The organism is Corallococcus sp. AB018, from assembly GCF_003986945.1.
Classification (GTDB): domain Bacteria; phylum Myxococcota; class Myxococcia; order Myxococcales; family Myxococcaceae; genus Corallococcus; species Corallococcus exiguus.
Window position 1 is genome coordinate 19,154 of sequence record NZ_RAWR01000026.1, and the last position, 19,682, is coordinate 38,835.

General features: G+C 71.3%; 3 protein-coding genes. All 3 read left to right on the plus strand.

Annotated elements, in window-relative coordinates:
- The first annotated feature begins 11 nt into the window (after positions 1 to 11).
- The 3 genes from D7Y11_RS43215 to D7Y11_RS08510 are packed head-to-tail and all read left to right on the plus strand — an operon-like array spanning position 12 to position 19,662.
- Positions 12 to 200, plus strand: a complete 189-nt coding sequence (locus D7Y11_RS43215; protein WP_158641906.1) for a hypothetical protein — start codon at positions 12 to 14, stop codon at positions 198 to 200.
- On the plus strand, positions 197 to 15,118 hold the full coding sequence (locus D7Y11_RS08505; protein ID WP_126933436.1) for a non-ribosomal peptide synthase/polyketide synthase: 14,922 nt from the start codon (positions 197 to 199) through the stop codon (positions 15,116 to 15,118). The genes D7Y11_RS43215 and D7Y11_RS08505 overlap by 4 nt, the downstream gene beginning before the upstream one ends.
- A complete protein-coding gene (locus D7Y11_RS08510) occupies positions 15,118 to 19,662 on the plus strand; it encodes a type I polyketide synthase (protein WP_120574208.1) in 4,545 nt (1,514 codons plus the stop codon). Before D7Y11_RS08505 ends, D7Y11_RS08510 begins: the two co-directional genes overlap by 1 nt.
- Positions 19,663 to 19,682 lie beyond the last annotated feature (20 nt).

Genomic DNA, 19,682 nt, shown 5'->3' on the forward strand with positions numbered 1-19,682 from the left:
GGCCGTTGGAGATGCCTGGGATTGAAGCCGTGGACGTGGCGCTGCCCACCCTGCCCTCCGAGGGCGCGGTGAACACGACGCTGACGGTGGTCGCCCTGTCGCCGCGGGTGGCCAAGAGCATCGCCGCCCGGGTTTCACCCCACGCTTCCCTCCCCTCCGTTTCTTCCACGCATCGCGCGCCGCCCCGCCCCGAGCCATGAACGATCGAGTCATTCATCCCAAGGCCGACACGCTGATGGACCTCCTCGCGCTCCGGGTGGAGACGCGCGCGGACTTCCCCGTCTACACGTTCCTGGAGGACGAGCCGGGGGAGCAGTCCGAGCTGACGCACGCGGGGCTCTTCACACGGGCGCGGCGCATTGGCGCGCGGCTGGCGGAGCGGCACGCGGGACAGCGGGTGATGCTGCTCTACCCGCCGGGCACTGAATACATCGCGGGGTTCTTCGGCTGCGTCCTGGGCGGCGCCGTGGCGGTGCCCGCGTATCCGCCGGATCCGGCGCGGCTGGAGCGCACGCTGCCGCGCCTGCGCGCCATCATCCGCGACGCCCAGGCGACGGTGGTGCTCACCACGTCCTTCATCCTGGAGCTGGCGGAGTACATCTTCGAGCTGGCGCCGGAGCTGCGGGACCTGGAGTGGATCGCCACCGACGCGCTGCCCGAGGGGCTGGAGGACGGCTGGCGGCGCCCGGAGCTGACGGCCGGGTCGCTGGCGTTCCTTCAGTACACGTCCGGCTCCACCGGCATGCCCAAGGGCGTGATGGTCCGCCACGGCAACCTCGTGGCCAACATGCGGATCATCACGCTGGGCCTGGACCTGCGGCAGGATGACCGGTGGGTGATGTGGCTGCCGCCGTACCACGACATGGGCCTCATCTCCGGCATCCTCAACCCGCTGTACGCGGGCAACCCGGTGACGCTCATGTCGCCGCTGTCCTTCCTCCGCAAGCCCCTGCGGTGGCTGGAGGCGATGTCGCGGCTTCGCGCCCAGGTGTCCGGTGGCCCCAACTTCGCGTTCGACCTGTGCGTGCGCAAGACGACGCCTGAGGAGCGGGCCACGCTGGACCTGAGCCACTGGCGCGGCGCCATGAACGGCGCGGAGCCCATCCGCCCGGACACGCTGGAGCGCTTCGCGCGGACCTTCGCGCCCCAGGGTTTCCGCATGGAGACCTTCATGCCGGGCTACGGCCTGGCGGAGGCGACGCTCGCCCTCACCGGCGGCGTGACGACCGCGCCCCCCGTGCTGCTCCCGGTGGTCGCCTCCAGCATGGAGGGCCACCGGCCCGTGCCCACGAGCGCGGACGCGCCGGAAGCCCGCGTGCTGGTGGGCAGCGGGAGGGTTCTGCCCGACCACGACATCCTGGTGGTGGAGCCACGGACGTGCCAGCTCCGGGCCCCCGGCGAGGTGGGAGAGCTCTGGGTGTCCGGCCCCAGCGTGGCCGCCGGCTACTGGAACCGGCCCGAGCTGTCCGAGGAGATCTTCCGTGCCCGTCTGGCGGATGGCACGGGCCCCTTCCTGCGCACGGGCGACATGGGCTTCATGCGGGACGGCGAGGTCTTCATCACCGGCCGCCGCAAGGACCTGATCATCGTCCGCGGCCGCAACCACTACCCCCAGGACCTGGAGCTGACGGCCGAGCGCAGCCACCCGGCGATCCGGCCGGGCTGCAACGCGGCCTTCTCCGAGGACGCGTCGGAGGGCGAGCGGGTGGTGATGGTCGTGGAGGTGGGCGACGAGACGGTGGACGTGGAGGCGGTGGCCGCCGCGGTGCGCGCGGCCATGGAGCAGGAACACGAGCTGCGGCTCGACACCGTGGTGCTGGTGCCCCACGGCGCGGTGCCCAAGACCTCCAGTGGCAAGCTGATGCGCAGCACGTGCCGGCAGTGGCTGGGCGAGGGCCAGATCCGGGTGGTGGGCCGCTCCGTGCTGACGCGCGCCTCCGCTGAGGACGCGAGCCCCGACGCCGGGCCTGGGCCGGACGTGGCCACGCTGCGGGCCATGCCCGTCGCCGAGCGGCAGCAGGCCCTGCTCGATTGGGTGCGGCGCGAGCTGGCGCGGGCCCTGCGCGCCCCGGTGTCGGCCGTGGAGCCGGCGGTCCGGGTGAGCCAGCTGGGACTGGACTCGCTGGGCATCGTGGAGCTGGGCCACGCCGTCGAGCAGCACCTGGGCGTGACGCTCCCGCTCCAGCGCGTGTTGAGCGGCCCCACGCCGGAGGAGCTCGCGGGCTTCCTCGTGCAGGCGCTCGACGCCGCGGAGCACGTGCCCGCCTCCGAGACGACGACGGTGGCGCCCGGGGACTACGCGCTCACCCCCGGCCAGTGGGGGCTCTGGTTCCAGCACCAGCTCTCCCCGCACACCACCGAGTACAACGTCACGCAGGCCTTGCGGATCCGCTCCGCGCTGGACGTGCTCGCGTTGCAGCGCGCCTTCCAGGCACTGGTGGACCGTCACGCCAGCCTGCGCACCCTCTTCGTCCGCGTGGAGGGCCAGCCCGTCCAGCGCATCCTGCCCCACGCCCCGGTCCACTTCGTCCACGAGGACGCCACCGCGTGGGACGCAGCGCGGCTGGAGCAGTTCCTGGGCGAAGAGGCGGCCCGGCCCTTCGACCTCGCCTCCGGGCCGTTGATGCGCGTGCACGTCCTGGCGCGCCCCGCGGGCGAGCACGTGCTCATCCTGGGCGTCCATCACATCATCGTGGACCTGGTGTCCATGGCGGTGCTGCTCCACGACCTGGGCGCGCTGTACGAGGGCGAGCTCCGTCACCAGCCGCCGGCCCTGCCTCCGGTGCGTTTGGACATGCCCGGCGTCGAGCGTCAGCAGCGCGAAGTCCTCGCGCGCGACGGCGAGCGGCTGTGGGAGCACTGGCGGGAGCGGCTCGCCGGTGAGCCCACGCCGCTGGAGCTGCCCCGCTTCCGCGCGCGTCCGCCCGTGCAGACCTACGCGGGCGCGGCGCACGCCTTCCGGCTTCCGGCGCCGCTGGCCCAGCGGCTCTTCACGCTGGCCCGCGAGCGCGGCGTCACGCTCTTCACGCTGCTGCTCGCCTCGTTCCAGACGCTCCTGCATCGCTACACCGGGCAGGAGGACGTCTGGGTGGGCTCTCCCGTCAACGGCCGCCCCCGGCCGCAGCTGGCGAGCGTGGTGGGCTACCTGGTCAACCAGGTGGTGCTGCGCGGAGACCTGAGCGGCGAGCCGTCCTTCCTGGAGCTGCTGGAGCGCGCGCGGGGCGTGGTGGTGGACGCGCTGGCCCACCAGGAACTGCCCTTCACCACGCTGGTGGACCGGCTGCGCGTGCGGCGCGATCCCAGCCGGCCTCCGCTCGCCCAGGTGGAGCTGGTGTTGCAGCGCGCGTCGCTGCCCGGACAAGAGGACCTGAGCGGCTTCGCCCTGGATGAGAGCGGGCTGCGGATGCGCCTGGGTGAGCTGGAGGTGGAGTCACTCGCGCTCGCGCGGCACGTCGCCCCCTTCGACCTCACGCTGACGTTCGCCGAGGTGGAGGGCACGCTCGCGGGTTCGCTCCGCTACAACGTGGACCTGCTGGACGCGGCCACCGTGGTCCGCATGGCCGGGCACCTGGAGCGGCTGCTGGAGGGCATCGCGGAGGATCCCTCGCGACCCATCTCCCGGCTGCCCCTGCTGTCGGCGGAGGAGCGCGAGGCGCTCACGCGTCCTCCACGCTCACTCCGCGTGGATCCTCGGGGCGAGGTCTGCCTGCATCAGCGCTTCGAGGCGCGCGCGGCGGAGCGGCCGGACGCCGTGGCGGTGACGCTCGAGGAGCGCTCGTGGACCTACGCGGAGCTGGACGCTCGCGCCAATCAGGTGGCCCACCACCTGGTGCACCAGGGCATCGTGCCGGGCGACCTGGTGGGGCTGTACCTGGAGCGTTCGCTGGACATGGTGGTGGCCGTGCTCGCCATCCTGAAGGCGGGGGCGGCGTACGTGCCCATCGACACTGCCTACCCTGCCGAGCGGGCCCGCTTCATGCTGGAGGACAGTCAGGCTCGCGTGCTGCTCACGCAGCGCCGGCTGGCGGACTCACTGGGTGACGTGGCGGTCCACGTGGTCGCACTGGATGAGGAGTCGCCGAGTCTCACCGACGCGCCTCGCTCGCGGCCTGAGGTCGCGGTGTCGGGCGACCTGCTCGCATACGTCATCTACACGTCGGGCTCCACGGGCCGCCCCAAGGGCGTGCAGGTGACGCACGCCAACGTCACTCGGCTCTTCGACGCCACCTGGGATGACTTCCGCTTCGACAGCTCCGACGTCTGGACGCTGTTCCACTCCATCGCGTTCGACTTCTCCGTCTGGGAGCTGTGGGGCGCGCTGCTGTACGGCGGCCGGCTGGTGGTGGTGCCGTACCGGGTGAGCCGTTCTCCAGAGGCCTTCCACGCGCTGCTGCGAGCCGAGCAGGTCACCGTCCTCAACCAGACGCCGTCCGCCTTCCAGTCGCTCATCCACGAGGACCTGGCGGCGCCGGCCGACGCCCTGGCCCTGCGCCACGTCATCTTCGGCGGCGAGGCCCTGCCGCTGGGCAGCCTGCGCCCCTGGTTCGAGCGTCACGGGGACGCGCGGCCCCGGCTGGTCAACATGTACGGCATCACCGAAACGACGGTGCATGTCACCTACCGGCCCCTGCGCGCGCGTGACGTGGACGAGGCGCCGGGCAGCGTGATTGGCGCGCCCATCCAGGATCTGTCCCTGTTGCTGTTGGACAAGCACCAGCAGCCGGTGCCGGTGGGCGTGCCCGGTGAGTTGTATGTCGGCGGCGCGGGCGTCGCGCGCGGCTACCTCCAGCGGCCTGAACTCAATCAGCAGCGCTTCCTGGACGACCCCTTCCGCCCGGGGACAGGCGCCCGCCTCTACCGCAGCGGAGACCTGGCCCGCGGACTGCCCGACGGCGACGTGGAGTACCTGGGCCGCCTGGATGATCAGGTGAAGGTGCGCGGCTTCCGCATCGAGCTGGGTGAGATGGAGAGCGCGATCGCCCGGCACCCCGCGCTGCGCGAAGTGGTGGTCGTGCCGCGCGAGGACGCCGCTGGCGAGAAGCAACTGGTGGCCTACGTGGTGGCGCGCCCGGACGCGCAAGCACCCACCGTGGGCGAACTGCGCGCCTTCCTGCGCGAGCGGCTGCCCGAGCACATGGTGCCCGCCGCTTTCGTCTTCCTGGACACCCTCCCGCTCACCGCCAACGGCAAGGTGAACCGCCGCGCGCTGCCCGCTCCGGAGCGCCTGCGCCCTTCGTTGAGCGAGGGCTACGTGGCGCCCACCAACGACCTGGAACGGCTGCTGTGCCAGGTGTGGAGCGAGGCGCTGGGCGTGGATCAGGTGGGCGTGGACGACAACTTCTTCGAGCTGGGAGGCGACTCCATCCGCAGCCTGCGCGTGGTGGCGCGAGCCCGCGAGCGGGGGCTCACGCTCAGCATCGCGGAGATGTTCGACCACCAGACGGTGGGCGCGCTGGCCCAGGCGCTGCGCCGCTCGGGTGAGACCGCCGTGCGCACCGAGCCCTTCTCGCTGGTGTCCGACGCGGACCTCGCGGCGCTGCCCGCGGGCCTTTCGGACGCCTATCCGCTGTCGCGGTTGCAGGCGGGCTTCGTCTTCCACGCGGAGCTGCGCCAGGGCTACGAGGTCTACCTCACCAGCTTCCATGTCCGGGTGCGCTTCGACGAGGACGCGCTGCGACGGGCGCTTGAACAGATGGCGCGGCGCCACCCCATGCTGCGCTCGGCCTTCGACGTCTCCTTCAGCGAACCGTTGCAGCTGGTGTACACGCACGCGCAGGCGCCGCTCGCGGTGTTCGACTGGCGGGATCGCCCGGAGAAGGAGCAGCGGCAGGACTTCAAGGCCTGGAGCCAGGCCGAGCGCCGTCTGGGCTTCACCTGGCGCGCGCCGCCGCTCATCCGGATCAACGTCCACCGCCTCACCGACGACGATTTCCGCATCACCCTGTCCGAGCCCTTCCTGGACGGCTGGAGCGTGGCCTCGCTGTGGTCGGAGCTGCTGCGGCTCTACGTGGCGTCGCTGGATGGCCCCACGCCGGTAGAGCCGCCTCCGGCCACCACCTACCGGGACTTCATCGCGCTGGAGCGGGCGGCGCTGGCCTCCGAGGCGTCGAAGAACTTCTGGGCCCGGGAGCTGTCTCGACTGGAGCGCGCTCCGCTCATGCCCTGGCCCCTGGCCGAAGGTGAGCCGGCCGGACAGCACCTGCGGATCATCTTCCCGGTGGCCGACGAGGTGCTCACCGGCCTCAAGCAGATCGCCACCGAGACGACCCTCCCGCTCAAGAGCGTCCTCGTCGCCGCGCACGCTCGCGTCGTCGCACTGCTGACCGGGAAGGACGAGGTGGTGACGGGCATCATCGCCAACGGACGCCCGGAGGTTCCCGGCGGCGATCAGGTGCTGGGCATCTTCCTCAACACGCTGCCGCTGTGCATGGACGCGGCGGGAGGGTCGTGGCTGGACCTGACGCGCGATGCCTTCGAGGCGGAGCGCGCCCGGCTGCCGCACCGGCGCTTCCCGCTGGCGGAGCTGCAGAAGACCTTCGGAGGCGGGCAGCCGCTCTTCGACACGGCCTTCAACTTCACCCAGTTCCACATCCTGGACCGGCTGCGCGAGCTGCGCGGGCTGGAGGTCCTGGACATGATGGCCACCGACCAGACGTACTTCGCCTGGACGGCCTACTTCAACGTCAACACGGCCAGCACCGAGCTGCACATCGCCCTGGACTGCAACGGCCTGGGCGCCGAGCAGGTGGAGTCCATCAAGGCGCACTACCTGAGCGTGCTCGGCGCCATGTCGAAGGCGCCTCAGAGCCGCTACGACCGGGCGGAGCTGCTGCCCGAGCGCGAGTGGCAGCAACTGCGCGCGTGGAGTGGGTCGCGCGCCGAGCTTCCGGGGGAGACCTGTGTCCATCACCTGGTGGAGGCACAGGCCGCGCGCACGCCGGACGCGGTGGCGCTGGTGCATGAGGCGCGGCGGCTCACCTACGGCGAGCTGGAGTCGCGCACGCGCCAGCTGGCGCACACGCTGCGTGAGCTGGGCGTGGGTCCGGAGACTCGCGTCGCCGTGTGCCTGGAGCGCACGCCCGAGCTGGTCATCGCCCTGCTGGGTGTGATGCGCGCGGGCGGCGCCTACGCTCCGTTGGATCCGGCCTACCCCGCGGAGCGGCTGGCGTTCATGCTGGAGGACTCCCAGGCGCCGGTGCTGATCACCACGGCGAAGCTGGAGGGGACGCTGCCATCGCACGGAGCGCGGGTCGTCCGGTTGGAGGCGGGCGCGGAGGTTCCGGTGTTGCTGGCTCCGCTGGCGCCCGCGAGCACCGGGCCGGACTCCCTGGCCTACGTCCTCTACACGTCCGGATCCACCGGCCGGCCCAAGGGCGTGGCGCTGGAGCATCGCAGCGCGGTGGCCTTCCTGCGTTGGACGCTGTCGGTGTTCTCGCGCGAGCAACTGTCCGGCGTGCTGGCCGCGACGTCGTTCTGCTTCGACCTGTCCTTCTTCGAGATGTTCGCCCCGCTGGCACGGGGAGGCACCGTCATCCTCGCGGACAACGCGCTGGCGTTGGCGGGGCTCGCGGCGGCGGGTGAGGTGACGCTCGTCAACACGGTGCCGTCGGCCATGACGGAGCTGGTGAGGGCCGGTGCACTGCCCGCGTCCCTGCGCACGGTGAACCTGGCGGGCGAGGCGCTCCCGGGCTCGCTGGTGGCGGACCTGTACCGCACGGGCCACGTGGAGCACGTCTTCAACCTGTACGGCCCCACGGAGGACACCACCTACTCCACGTTCACGCGGGTTCCCCAGGACGCGCGCAGCGAGCCCACCATCGGGCGCCCTCTGCCCGGCACCTCCGCATGGGTGCTGGATGCGCGCGGACGCCCCGTGCCCCTGGGCGTGCCCGGCGAGTTGCACCTGGGAGGCGCGGGGCAGGCTCGCGGGTATCTCCACCGGCCTGAGCTCACCGCGGAGCGGTTCATCCCCCATCCGTTCTCACGCGAGCCCGGCGCGCGCCTCTACCGCACCGGGGACCTGGTCCGGCAGCTGCCTGACGGAGACCTGGAGTACCTGGGCCGCATCGACAACCAGGTGAAGGTGCGCGGCTTCCGCATCGAACTGGGCGAGGTGGAGGCGGTGCTCCGCGCTCACGCGTCCGTGCGGGACGTCGTCGTCCACGCGCGCTCGGACGCTCCAGGCGAGAAGCGACTGGTGGCCTACGTCGTGGCCCAGCCCGGCCACGTGCCGGACGCGGCAGTCCTCAAGGAAGCAGTTCAGCGGCACCTGCCTCGCTACATGGTGCCGTCCGCCTTCGTCACCCTGGCCGCGCTGCCCCTCACGCCCAACGGCAAGGTGGACCGCAAGGCGCTGCCCGCGCCGGAGGCCACCGCGGTGGAGTCCGGCACCGTCGCGCCGCGCACCTTCACCGAGGAGCTGTTGGCCTCCGTGTGGGCTCGCGTCCTGCGCGTGGAGCGAGTGGGCGCGTATGACCACTTCTTCGAGCTGGGCGGGCACTCTCTGCTGGCCACCCAGGCCGTCTCGCGGATCCGCGAGGCGCTTCAGGTGGAGCTGCCCCTGAGCAGCCTCTTCGAGGCCCCGACCCTGGCGGCGCTCGCGGAGAAGGTGGATGCGTTGCGCGCGGCGAAGCAGGGCCGGCAGTCGCCTCCGCTCTCACCGGCGGAGCGCACCGGGCCCCTGGCGCTGTCCTTCGCGCAGCAGCGCCTCTGGTTGCTGGAGCAGTTGGAGCCGGGCAGCGTCGCGTACAACGTGCCGGCCGCCGTGCGTGTCAGCGGAGCGCTGGACGTGGAGTCCCTGCGTCGCGGCTTCTCCGCCCTCACCTATCGCCACGAGTCCCTGCGCACCACCTTCCACGAGGGCGTGGAAGGGCCCGAGCAGCGCATCGCGGACTCGCTGGCTCCCGACTTCACGGTCATCGATGTGTCGGCACGCTCCACTGCGGAGCGCGAGGCGGAGGTCCAGCACCGGGCCACCATGGAGGCGCGCCGGCCCTTCGACCTGACGCGCGGCCCCCTGCTGCGCGTCACGCTGCTGCGCCTGGCCGAACGCGAGCATGTGCTGCTGCTGACCATGCACCACATCGTCTCCGACGGCTGGTCCATGAACGTGCTCGTCGAGGACCTGATGGCCCTCTACGCGGCGTTCACCCGAGGCCAGCCCTCGCCGCTCTCCGACCTGCCCATCCAGGTCGCGGATCACGCCGCGTGGCAGCGGCGGTGGCTGCGGGACGAGGCGCTGGAGACGCAGCTGTCGTACTGGCGTCAGCAGTTGGGGGACGCGCCGCGCGTCCTGGAGCTGCCCACCGACAAGCCGCGCCCCGCGGTCCAGTCCCTCCAGGGCGCGAGCTGGTTCGTCCACCTGCCCCGCGAGCTGTCCGACGCGGTCGAGGCACTGAGCCGGCGTGAAGGCGTCACCCCGTTCATGGTGCTGCTGTCCGCGTTCGAGGTGGTGTTGCACCGGTACTCGGGCCAGGACGACCTCTGCATCGGTATGCCCGTCGCCAGCCGGAGCCGCGTCGAGTTGGAGGGGTTGATTGGTTTCTTCGCCAACACGCTTGTGCTGCGCACGCGTCTGGATGACGCGATCTCCTTCCGGGAGCTGCTCACGCGCGTGCGCACGGCGGCGCTCGGGGCATATGCGCACCAGGACGTGCCCTTCGAGAAGCTGGTGGAGGAACTCCAGCCCCGGCGCGACCTGAGCCGCTCACCCTTGTTCCAGGTGATGTTCACGTTCCAGAACAACCGCCTGCCGGAGACCGCCCACGCGGGCCTGGAGCTACACCGGCTGGACGTCGACCACGGCACCTCCAAGTTCGACCTGGAGCTGGTGCTGACCGCGTCCAATGACGGCCTGCGTGGCCGCTTCGAGTACAGCACCGACCTGTTCGAGGAGGCGACCATCGCGCGCCTCACCCAGCACCTGCGCACGGTGCTGGAGGCCGCCGTCGCTCGCCCTGAGGCGTCCCTGGCCTCGCTGCCCCTTATGCCCGAGGCCGAGCAGCGTCAGGTGCTCCTCGACTTCAACCGCACCGACGCCGACGTCCCTCTCGACGTCTGCTTCCACCAGCTCTTCGAGGCTCAAGCCGACCGCGCCCCCGACGCCGTCGCTGTCCGCGACGCGTCTTCTTCCTTCAGCTACCGCGCCCTCGACGCCCGCTCCAACCGCCTCGCCCACCTCCTCGTCGCGTCTGGCGTCCAGCCCGATTCCCTCGTCGCCCTGCTGGCTCCTCGCGGCTGCGACTTCGTCGCTTCCAACCTTGGCGTCCTCAAGGCCGGCGCTGCTTGGCTGCCCCTCGACCCGCTCCACCCGCCCCAGCGCCTCGCTCAGATCCTTTCTCTCAGCCGCGCTCCCTTCGTCCTCGTCGCTGATGTCTTCGCGCCGCTGCTGGCTTCCACACTCGCGCTGCTTCCCGAGGACTCTCGCCCGCGCGTCCTTTCGCTCGAAGCCTCTCTGAACGCGGACGTTCCCTCTTCGCGTCTCTCGCCTCGCGCGTCTCCTTCGCACCTCGCCTACGTCATCTTCACCTCCGGCTCTACCGGCACCCCCAAGGGCGCCATGGTCGAGCAGCGCGGCATGCTCAACCACCTGCATGCCAAGGTGCTTGCTCTCGGCCTCGGTCCCAAGGACGTCGTCGCCCAGACGGCCTCTCAGTGCTTCGACATCTCCGTCTGGCAGTCCTTCGTCGCCCTGCTCGTCGGTGGCCAGACGCTCGTGCTCGGTGACGACGTCGCGCATTCGCCTTCTGCCCTCCTCAACGCACTGGAGGCCCACGCCGTCTCCATCGTCGAGTCCGTCCCCTCGCTGCTGAGCGCCCTGCTCGACGAGGCCGACTCTCGCGGATCCGCACGTCCCGCCCTCTCCCGCCTGCGATTCATGGTTCCCACGGGTGAGGCCCTTCCGGCGGAAACCGCTCGCCGCTGGCTTCTCGCGTGGCCCGCAATTCCCCTCGTCAATGCCTACGGCCCCACCGAGTGCTCTGACGACGTCACCCACGCAGTCCTCTCCTCCCCTCCGGCCTCCTCCGTCGTCCCCATCGGGCGCCCCGTCTGCAACACCCGCCTCTACGTCCTCGACTCTCTCCTGCGGCCCTGCCCCCTCGGCATTCCCGGTGAGCTCTTCGTCGCGGGCACGGGTGTCGGCCGCGGCTATCTCTTCGACTCCTCTCGCACCTCCGTCTCCTTCATTCCGAACCCCTTCTCGTCCTCACCTGGCGCGCGCCTCTACCGCACGGGTGATCGCGTCCGCTGGTTGCCCGACGGCTCCCTCGACTTCCTGGGCCGCATCGACTTCCAGGTGAAGCTGCGCGGCTTCCGCATTGAGTTGGGTGAAATCGAAGCCTCCCTGCGCCAACTGCCCGCCGTGCGTGACGTCGTCGTCCTCGTTCGCCAGGACTCCCCCGGCGACGCGCGTCTCGTTGCGTACGTCACGCCCAAGGCGGATGCATCGCTGGAGGTCGAAGTCCTCAAGCTCCATCTGAGTCAGGGGCTTCCCGAGTACATGGTGCCCGCCGCCTTCGTGGTGCTGGACACCCTGCCCCTCAGCTCCAACGGCAAGGTGGACCGCAAGGCCCTTCCTCTCCCCGACGCCGACGCCTCCCGCGCCGCATCCTTCGTCCCGCCCCGCACGCGCACCGAGGCCCTCCTCTGCGGCCTCTTCGCTCGCCTCCTGCGCCTGGAGCGCGTCGGCATTCACGACGACTTCTTCGCTCTCGGTGGCCACTCACTCCTCGCCACCCGCCTCGTCGCCCATGTGCGCGAAGCCCTCGGCATGGAGCTGCCCCTTCGCGCTCTCTTCGAGGCCTCTTCTCCCGCGCTCCTCGCCCAGCGCCTCGATGCGCTTCGTGCTTCCTCCGTCTCTTCTTCCGCGCCTCCTCTTCGCCCCTCACCTCGCGATGGCGCGCCTCCGCCTCTCTCCTTCGCCCAGCAGCGCCTCTGGTTCCTCGACCGCTGGCAGCCCCAAAGCGCCTTCTACAACATCCCCTCCGCGCTCCGGCTCACCGGCCCCCTTCACCTCCCCGCGCTCCAGTCGGCCTTCGACGAACTGATCCGTCGTCACGAATCTTTCCGGACGACGTTCCAGGACAGCCCTGAGGGCCCGGTGCAGCTCATCCACCCCGTGCTCACGTCTCCGCTCACCCTGGTGGATCTGAGGGAGCTGTCTTCGGAGCAGCGCGATCCGGAAGCGCTCCGCATCGCCAGCGATGAGGCCCGGCGGCCCTTCGACCTTGCGCATGGACCGCTGCTGCGCACCACGCTGGTGCGGCTCGATGCGGATCACCATGTGCTGGTGGTGGTGATGCATCACATCGTCTCCGACGGCGGATCCTCGGAGGTGGTGCTGCGTGAGCTGGCCGCGCTCTACGACGCCTTCCTTCGCGACGAGGCGTCGCCGCTTCCGCCGCTGCCGGTGCAGTACGCGGACTACGCCCTGTGGCAGCGCTCCTGGCTCCAGGGCGACGTGCTCGACGCGCAGCTCGGGTGGTGGCGCCAGCAACTCCACGGCGCACCGCATGCGTTGCGACTGCCCACGGACCGTCCGCGTCCGGCGCTGCAGACGTTCAACGGCGCCCTCCTCACCCGGATGCTGCCGCGCCCGCTCTCCGAAGCGCTGCGCGCTTTCCACCGCGCTGAAGGCGTCACCCCGTTCATGACCCTGCTGGCGACGACGCAGGCGCTGCTGCATCACTACTCGGGCCAGGACGACTTCACCGTGGGCGCTCCCGTCTCCGGCCGCACGCATGCCGGGATGGAGGCGCTCGTCGGATTCTTCGTCAACACGCTGGTGCTACGTGCCCGGTTCGATCCACGCATCAGCTTCCGGGAGCTGCTCGCCCAGGCGCGCGAATCCACCCTGGGCGCGCTCGCGCACCAGGACGTGCCCTTCGAGAAGCTGGTGGAGGCGCTCCAGCCCGAGCGCGACCTCAGCCGCTCACCCCTCTTCCAGGTGATGGTGGCCTACCAGCAGGACCTGCACGTCGAGCAGGCACTGCCCGGCCTCATCGCGCGCCCGGTGCCCCTGGATGGACAGGGCGCCAAGTTCGACCTGACCGTCTCCTTCACCGACACCGACGAAGGCCTCCGCGCGTCGTTCGAATACAACACCGACCTCCATGACGAGGCCACGGTGGCGCGCATGGCGGATCACCTGTCCGCGTTGCTCACCGAGGTCATCGCCGCGCCGGCCCGCCCGCTCGCCTCGCTGTCGCTCCTTCCGGAACAAGAGCGTCATCAGGTGCTGGTGGAGTGGAACGCCAGCGACGTGGCCTTCCCCCAGGAGCGCCTCGTCCACCAGATCTTCGAAGCCCAGGTGGCCCGCTCGCCCGAGGCCCCCGCGCTCGCCTCCGGCGACGACACCCTCTCGTTCCAGCAGCTCGACGAACGCGCCAACCAGCTCGCCTGGCATCTGCGCGCTTACGGCGTCGGTCCCGAGATCCGCGTCGCGCTCTGCGTCGAGCACTCCTTCGACCTCGTCGTCTCGATGCTCGCCGTACTCAAGGCCGGTGGCGCCTGGGTGCCCCTGGATCCAACCCTGCCCGCGGACCGACTCGCGTTCATGCTCGCCGACTCCGGCGCTCGCGTGGTCCTCACCCAGGAGCGCTTGAAGTCCGTGCTGCCCGCGCATGCCGGCGCTTCGGTGTGCGTGGACGCGGATTGGAGTCAGGTGGCCTCCCGCTCCACCCAGCCGCCTCCTCCCCGCTCCCTGCCCGACTCGCTCGCCTACGTCATCTACACCTCTGGCTCCACCGGCAAGCCCAAGGGCACCCTCCTCACCCATCGCGGCCTCTCCAACACCGCCCTCGCCGCCGTTCGCGAGCACCGCTTCGACTCCTCCTCCCACGTCCTCCAGTTCGCCTCCATCGGCTTCGATGCCTGCGTCTGCGAGGTCTTCTCCTCTCTCCTCGCGGGCGCCTGCCTCCACCTCGCCCCTCGTGACCAACTCCTCCCAGGGACTCCTCTCCACTCCCTGCTCCGCGCCCGCTCCATCTCCGCCGTCACCCTCACCCCGTCCGTCCTCGCGCAGCTCGACCCCTCTGGGCTCGACTCCCTGCGCACCGTCATCTCCGCTGGCGAGGCGCTTCCGGCTGCCGTCGCTTCCCGCTGGGCACACCCCCAGCGCCTCCTGCTCAACGCCTACGGACCCACTGAAGTGACTGTCTGCGCTTCCATCGAGTCGCAGCTCAATCCCTCTCAGCCCACCATTGGCGCTCCGTTCCCCAACGTCCGCCTCTTCGTCCTCGACTCACTCCTGCGGCCCGTCCCCGTCGGCCTCCCCGGTGAGCTCTTCGTCTCCGGCCCCGGCGTCGCTCGCGGCTACCTAGGACAGCCCTCGCTCACTGCGGAGAAGTTCATTCCTCATCCGTTCTCGCGCGAGCCGGGCGAGCGCCTCTACCGCACCGGTGACCGCGTCCGCTGGCTGCCCTCCGGTCGCCTCGAGTTCCTCGGACGCCTCGACTCCCAGGTGAAGCTGCGCGGCTTCCGCATCGAGCCCTCCGAAGTCTCTTCCCTCCTTCGCGACCACTCCTCCGTCCTCGACGCCTTCACGCTGCTTCGCGAGGACTCGCCTTCTCTCCACCGCCTCGTCTCCTACGTCGTCTCGCGCGAGCCCGGGCACGATGCGGCGGCGCTGCGCACATACCTGCGCGAGCGCGTGCCGGAGTACATGGTGCCGGCGGCGTTCGTGTTCCTGGACGCGCTGCCCCTCACCGCTAGCGGCAAGGTGGACACGCGCGCGCTGCCCGCTCCCGACGAGACCCATGTCGGCGGCGGTCAGGGCTACGTGGAGCCGCAGGGTGATCTGGAGCGCACGCTGGCGGCTCTCTGGTGCGAGCTGCTGGGCCTCAAGCGCGTGGGACGCCACGAGCGCTTCTTCGACGTGGGCGGCAACTCCCTGCTCATCGTCCGCGTGCAGGAGCGCCTCCAGACGACGCTGGACCTGCGGCTCTCCCTGCCCGTGCTCTTCCAGTACCCCACCATCGCGGGTCTGGCCGAACACCTGTCCCAGTCCGGCGGAGGCTCGCGGCTGGAGTCCAGCCAGGAGCGCGGCGAGGGCCGCAAGGAGCGCATGGATCAACAACGGGAGCAGCGACTGAGCCGCCGCAAGAAGGGAAGCGCGTGATGGCTCAGGACCCTTCATCCCCGTCCGAGTCCGTCGCCATCGTCGGCATGGCGCTGCGCGTTCCGGGCGTTCGCGATCCCGAATCCTTCTGGCGGTTGATCGACGACGGCGTCGAGCCGCGCACGTCCTTCTCCGACGCGGAGCTGGAGGCGGCTGGAGTGCCTCGCACCGTGCGCGAGCAGCCGGGCTACGTGCGCGAAGGCTTCGTCCTGGACGGCGTGGCCGCCTTCGACGCGGCCTTCTTCGGATACAGCCCCCGCGAGGCGGAGTTGCTGGATCCCCAGCACCGCCTCTTCCTGGAGTGCGCGTGGGAGGCGCTGGAGCGCTCCGGCCATGGGGACGCACGTGGGCGTGGCGCCACGTCCGTCTTCGCGGGCGAGGGCCGGAGCACCTACCTCATCGCGAACCTGCTGACCCGGCCGGACCTGGTGGCGTCGCAGGGCCTGTTCTCGCTGATGGTGGCCAACGAGAAGGACTTCCTCGCCACGCGCGTCTCCCACCGCCTGGACCTGCGCGGCCCGAGCCTCACCGTGCAGACGGCGTGCTCCACGTCACTGGTGGCGGTGCACCTGGCCTGCCAGAGCCTGCTGTCCGGCGAGTCGGACCTGTCGCTCGCGGGCGGTGTCGCGCTGGCGCTGCCCCAGCGCGCCGGCTACTCGTATCGGGACGGAGGCATCCTCTCTCCGGATGGACGCTGCCGTCCCTTCGACGCTCGGGGCGAAGGCACCATTGGCGGCTCGGGCGTGGCGGTGGTGGCGCTCAAGAGGCTGTCGGACGCGCTGGAGGCAGGAGACCGCATCCACGCGGTCATCCGCGGGTCGGCCATCAACAACGACGGCGCGGACAAGGTGGGCTTCACCGCGCCCAGCGTGGACGGACAGTCCCAGGTCATCTCCGAAGCGCTCGCGGTGGCGTGCGTGGATCCCGACTCCATTCAGTACGTGGAGGCCCATGGGACGGCCACCCAACTGGGAGACCCCATTGAAGTGGCCGCGCTCAACCAGGTGTTCCAGGGGCTGCCTCGGGGCTCCATCGCCCTGGGCTCGGTGAAGAGCAACCTGGGCCACATGGACGCGGCGGCCGGCGTGGTGAGTCTCATCAAGACGGCGCTGGCGCTGGCGCACCGGCGACTTCCCCCCAGTCTGCACTTCCAGAATCCCAACCCGCGCGTCCCCTTCGACGACGGTCCCTTCGCCGTCAACACCGCGTCGCGGCCGTGGCCCGGCGCGAAGTCCCGACGCGCGGGTGTGAGCTCCTTCGGCATGGGAGGCACCAACGCGCACGTGGTGCTGGAGGAGGCACCCACGCCCGCGCAGCGCACGCCCGCGCAGCGCCCGTGGCAGCTCCTGGCCCTGTCCGCTCGGACCGCGCCCGCGCTGGAGGAGATGACGGACCGGCTGGCCACGCACCTGGAGCAGCACCCGGAGGTTGCGCTGGCGGACGTCGCCCACACGCTGATGGTGGGACGTCGTCGCTTCGAGCACCGGCGGGTGCTGGTGTCCCAGGACGCGCGCGAGGCCCGGGAGGCGCTGGCGGCACGCGACGCGCGGCTGCTCACGGAGGTCGCGGGGGACGGGCGTTGCTCGGTGGCGTTCCTCTTCCCCGGTCAGGGCTCGCACCATGTGGACATGGGCCGCGGCCTGTACGCCGCGGAGCCCCGCTTCCGCGAGCACGTGGACGCGTGCTGCGAGCGCTTCACCCCGCACCTGGGCTCCGACTTGCGGCGCATCCTCTTCCCGGCCGCGTCGGAGCACGCGGAGGCCACCCGGAAGCTGGAGCAGACGACGTTCGGCCACCCGGCGCTCTTCACCATCGAGTACGCGCTGGCGCGCTGGTGGATGGACGTGGGCGTGCGGCCCCAGGCGCTCATCGGCCACAGCGTCGGCATGTACGCGGCGGCCTGTGTGGCGGGCATCTTCACGCTGGAGGACGCCACGGCGATGTTGGCGCTGCGCGCCCGGCTCATCCAGCAGCTGCCCGCGGGGTCCATGCTGTCCGTGTCACTCCCTGAAGCAGAGGTGCGCCCGTTGCTGGTGGGAAGGCCGGTGGGCATCGCCGCCAGCAACGCGCCCTCGCTGTGCGTCGTGTCGGGGCCTCCCGATGCCGTGCACGCGGTTCAGGCGGAGCTGGTGGCGCGCGGCGTGGAGTGCCGCCTGCTGCACAGCACCTACGCCGGCCACTCCGCGATGCTGGAGCCGATGCTGCGGCCCCTGGAAGAGGCGCTGCGCCGGGTGCGCCTGTCGCCTCCGTCCATCCCCTGCGTCTCGAACCTCACCGGCACCTGGCTCACCGACGCGGAGGCGACGGATCCTCGCGCGTGGGCGGAGCAGGTGCGGCGGCCCGTGCGCTTCTCGGAAGGCGTGGCGACGCTGCTCGAGGAGCCGGACCGGCTGCTGTTGGAGGTGGGGCCGGGGCAGGCGCTGACGATGCTGGCGCGGCAGGCCACGAACGCGGCGGGGCGCACGATTGTCGCCTCGATGCGCCGGCCGCAGGATCCTCAGCCGGACGCCGCGGTGCTCCTGAATGCCGCGGGGCGGCTGTGGTTGGCGGGCGCGGAGCTGGACGTGGAGCGGCTCCAGGGTCCGGGCGAGCACCGCCGCGTCGAGCTGCCGCCCTATCCCTTCCAGCGGGAGGACTACTGGCTGGAGGCCGTGGCGGGAACGCACGCCGCGGCGGATCCCCGGACGGCCGGGACGGCGCTCCGCAAGCGGGACGACGCGGCGGAGTGGTTCTACCAGCCGGCCTGGAAGCCCACGCCGCCACCTGCTCCCTCGGCTGTCAGTGGTGAGCGTGTGCTCGCCTTCGTCGACGCCACCGGCTTCGGCGCGGAGCTGGCGGCGCGACTGGAGGCGGGGGGCTCGGAGGTGGTGCGAGTGGTGCCCGCGTCCGGATTCTCCCAACGCGACGCGCGCACCTTCGAGCTCGTGCCTGGAGAACCCGCGCACTACCGCGCGCTGCTGGAGGCCGTGGGCACGCCCCGGCGCGTGGTGCACGCATGGGGCCTGGGCCCCACCATCGGTGGGGATGCAGACGCGGCGCTCGCCACGGAGCTGGAGCGGGGCTTCCACGGCCTCGTCGCCCTGCTGCGGGCGATCCAGGCCCGGCCGGTGAATGGGCCGGTGGACGTCGCGGTGCTGGTGAGTGGCGCATTGGAGGTGACGGGAGACGAGCCGCTGGTGCCCGCCCGCGCGCTCATGGTGGGCCCCTGCAAGGTGGTCCCGCAGGAGCACGTGGGGCTGCGCACGCGCTGCATCGACGTGCGCCTGCCCGAGGACGCGGCGAAGCAGGCGGGCCTGCTGGAACGGCTGGCGGCGGAGGTTCGCCTGGATGCGGCGGAGCCCGTGGTGGCCTGGCGCGGCTCGCGCCGCTACGCCGAGCACTTCGAGGCGACGCGGCTGCCCTCCGCGAGCGCGGACACAGCGCCGCTGCGTGAAGCGGGCGTATACCTGCTGACCGGAGGCTTGGGACGGATCGGCCTGGGCCTGGCCGAACACCTGGCGGCGGCGGTGCGAGCGCGGCTGGTGCTGGTGGGCCGCTCGACCTTCCCCTCTCCGGAAGAATGGGACGCGTGGCTGCGCGCGCACGGCGAGGAGGATGACGTGTCGCGGAAGATTCATCGCCTGCGGGCGATGGAGGCCCGTGGCGCGCAGGTGCTGGTGCTGTCGGCGGACGTGTCCCGGCGGGCGGAGCTGGAGTCCGTGGTGGCCCGCGCGCGGGCGCGCTTCGGGGCACTGCATGGCGTGGTGCACTCCGCGGGCATCATTGGCGCGCGGACGTCGGTGCCGCTGGTGGACCTGGAGCGCGAGCGGAGTGAGGAGCAGCTCGCCGCCAAGGTGCATGGCACCCGGTGGCTCACGGCCGCACTGGCCGGTGGGCCGCCGCTGGACTTCGTGGTGTTGCAGTCCTCGCTGTCCACCGTGCTGGGCGGCCCGGGGTTCAGCGCCTACGCGGCGGCCAATGCCTTCATGGACACGCTGGCGTGCGACCGCGCCCGGGCGGGCGGGACGCAATGGCTCAGCGTGGACTGGGACGGCTGGCATCAGGACAGTGAAGTGCCTGGCGCGTCGGACATGACGCTCGCCGAGGGCTCGGACGCCCTGCGGCGGCTGTTGTCCGCGCGAGCCGAGGGCCGCTGGGCGGTGTCCACCACGGACCTCTCCGCGCGGCAGGCGATGTGGCTGCGGCGCGAGCGCACCGGCACGGCACCGGCCACGAGCACGGGAGCCGGGCACTCCCGGCGCGGCGTGCGGACCGCTTTCGTGGCGCCCCGAGACTCCGTCGAGCAGGGGATCGCCGCCATCTGGGCGGAACTGCTCGGCGTCGCGGAGCCCGGCATCCACGATGACTTCTTCGAGCTGGGCGGACACTCGCTGGTGGGCGCGCAGGTCGTGGCGCGCGTCCGGCAGGCGTTCCAGGTGGAGCTGCGCCTGGGGACGCTCTTCGAGACGCCCACTATCGCGGGCATGGCCGTGGCCATCGTCAAAAGCCGCACCGAGAACATGAGCGAGGAAGAGCTGGAGTCCCTCCTGTCCGAGCTGGAGTGAGCCGCTCCCCCTCTTCGCCC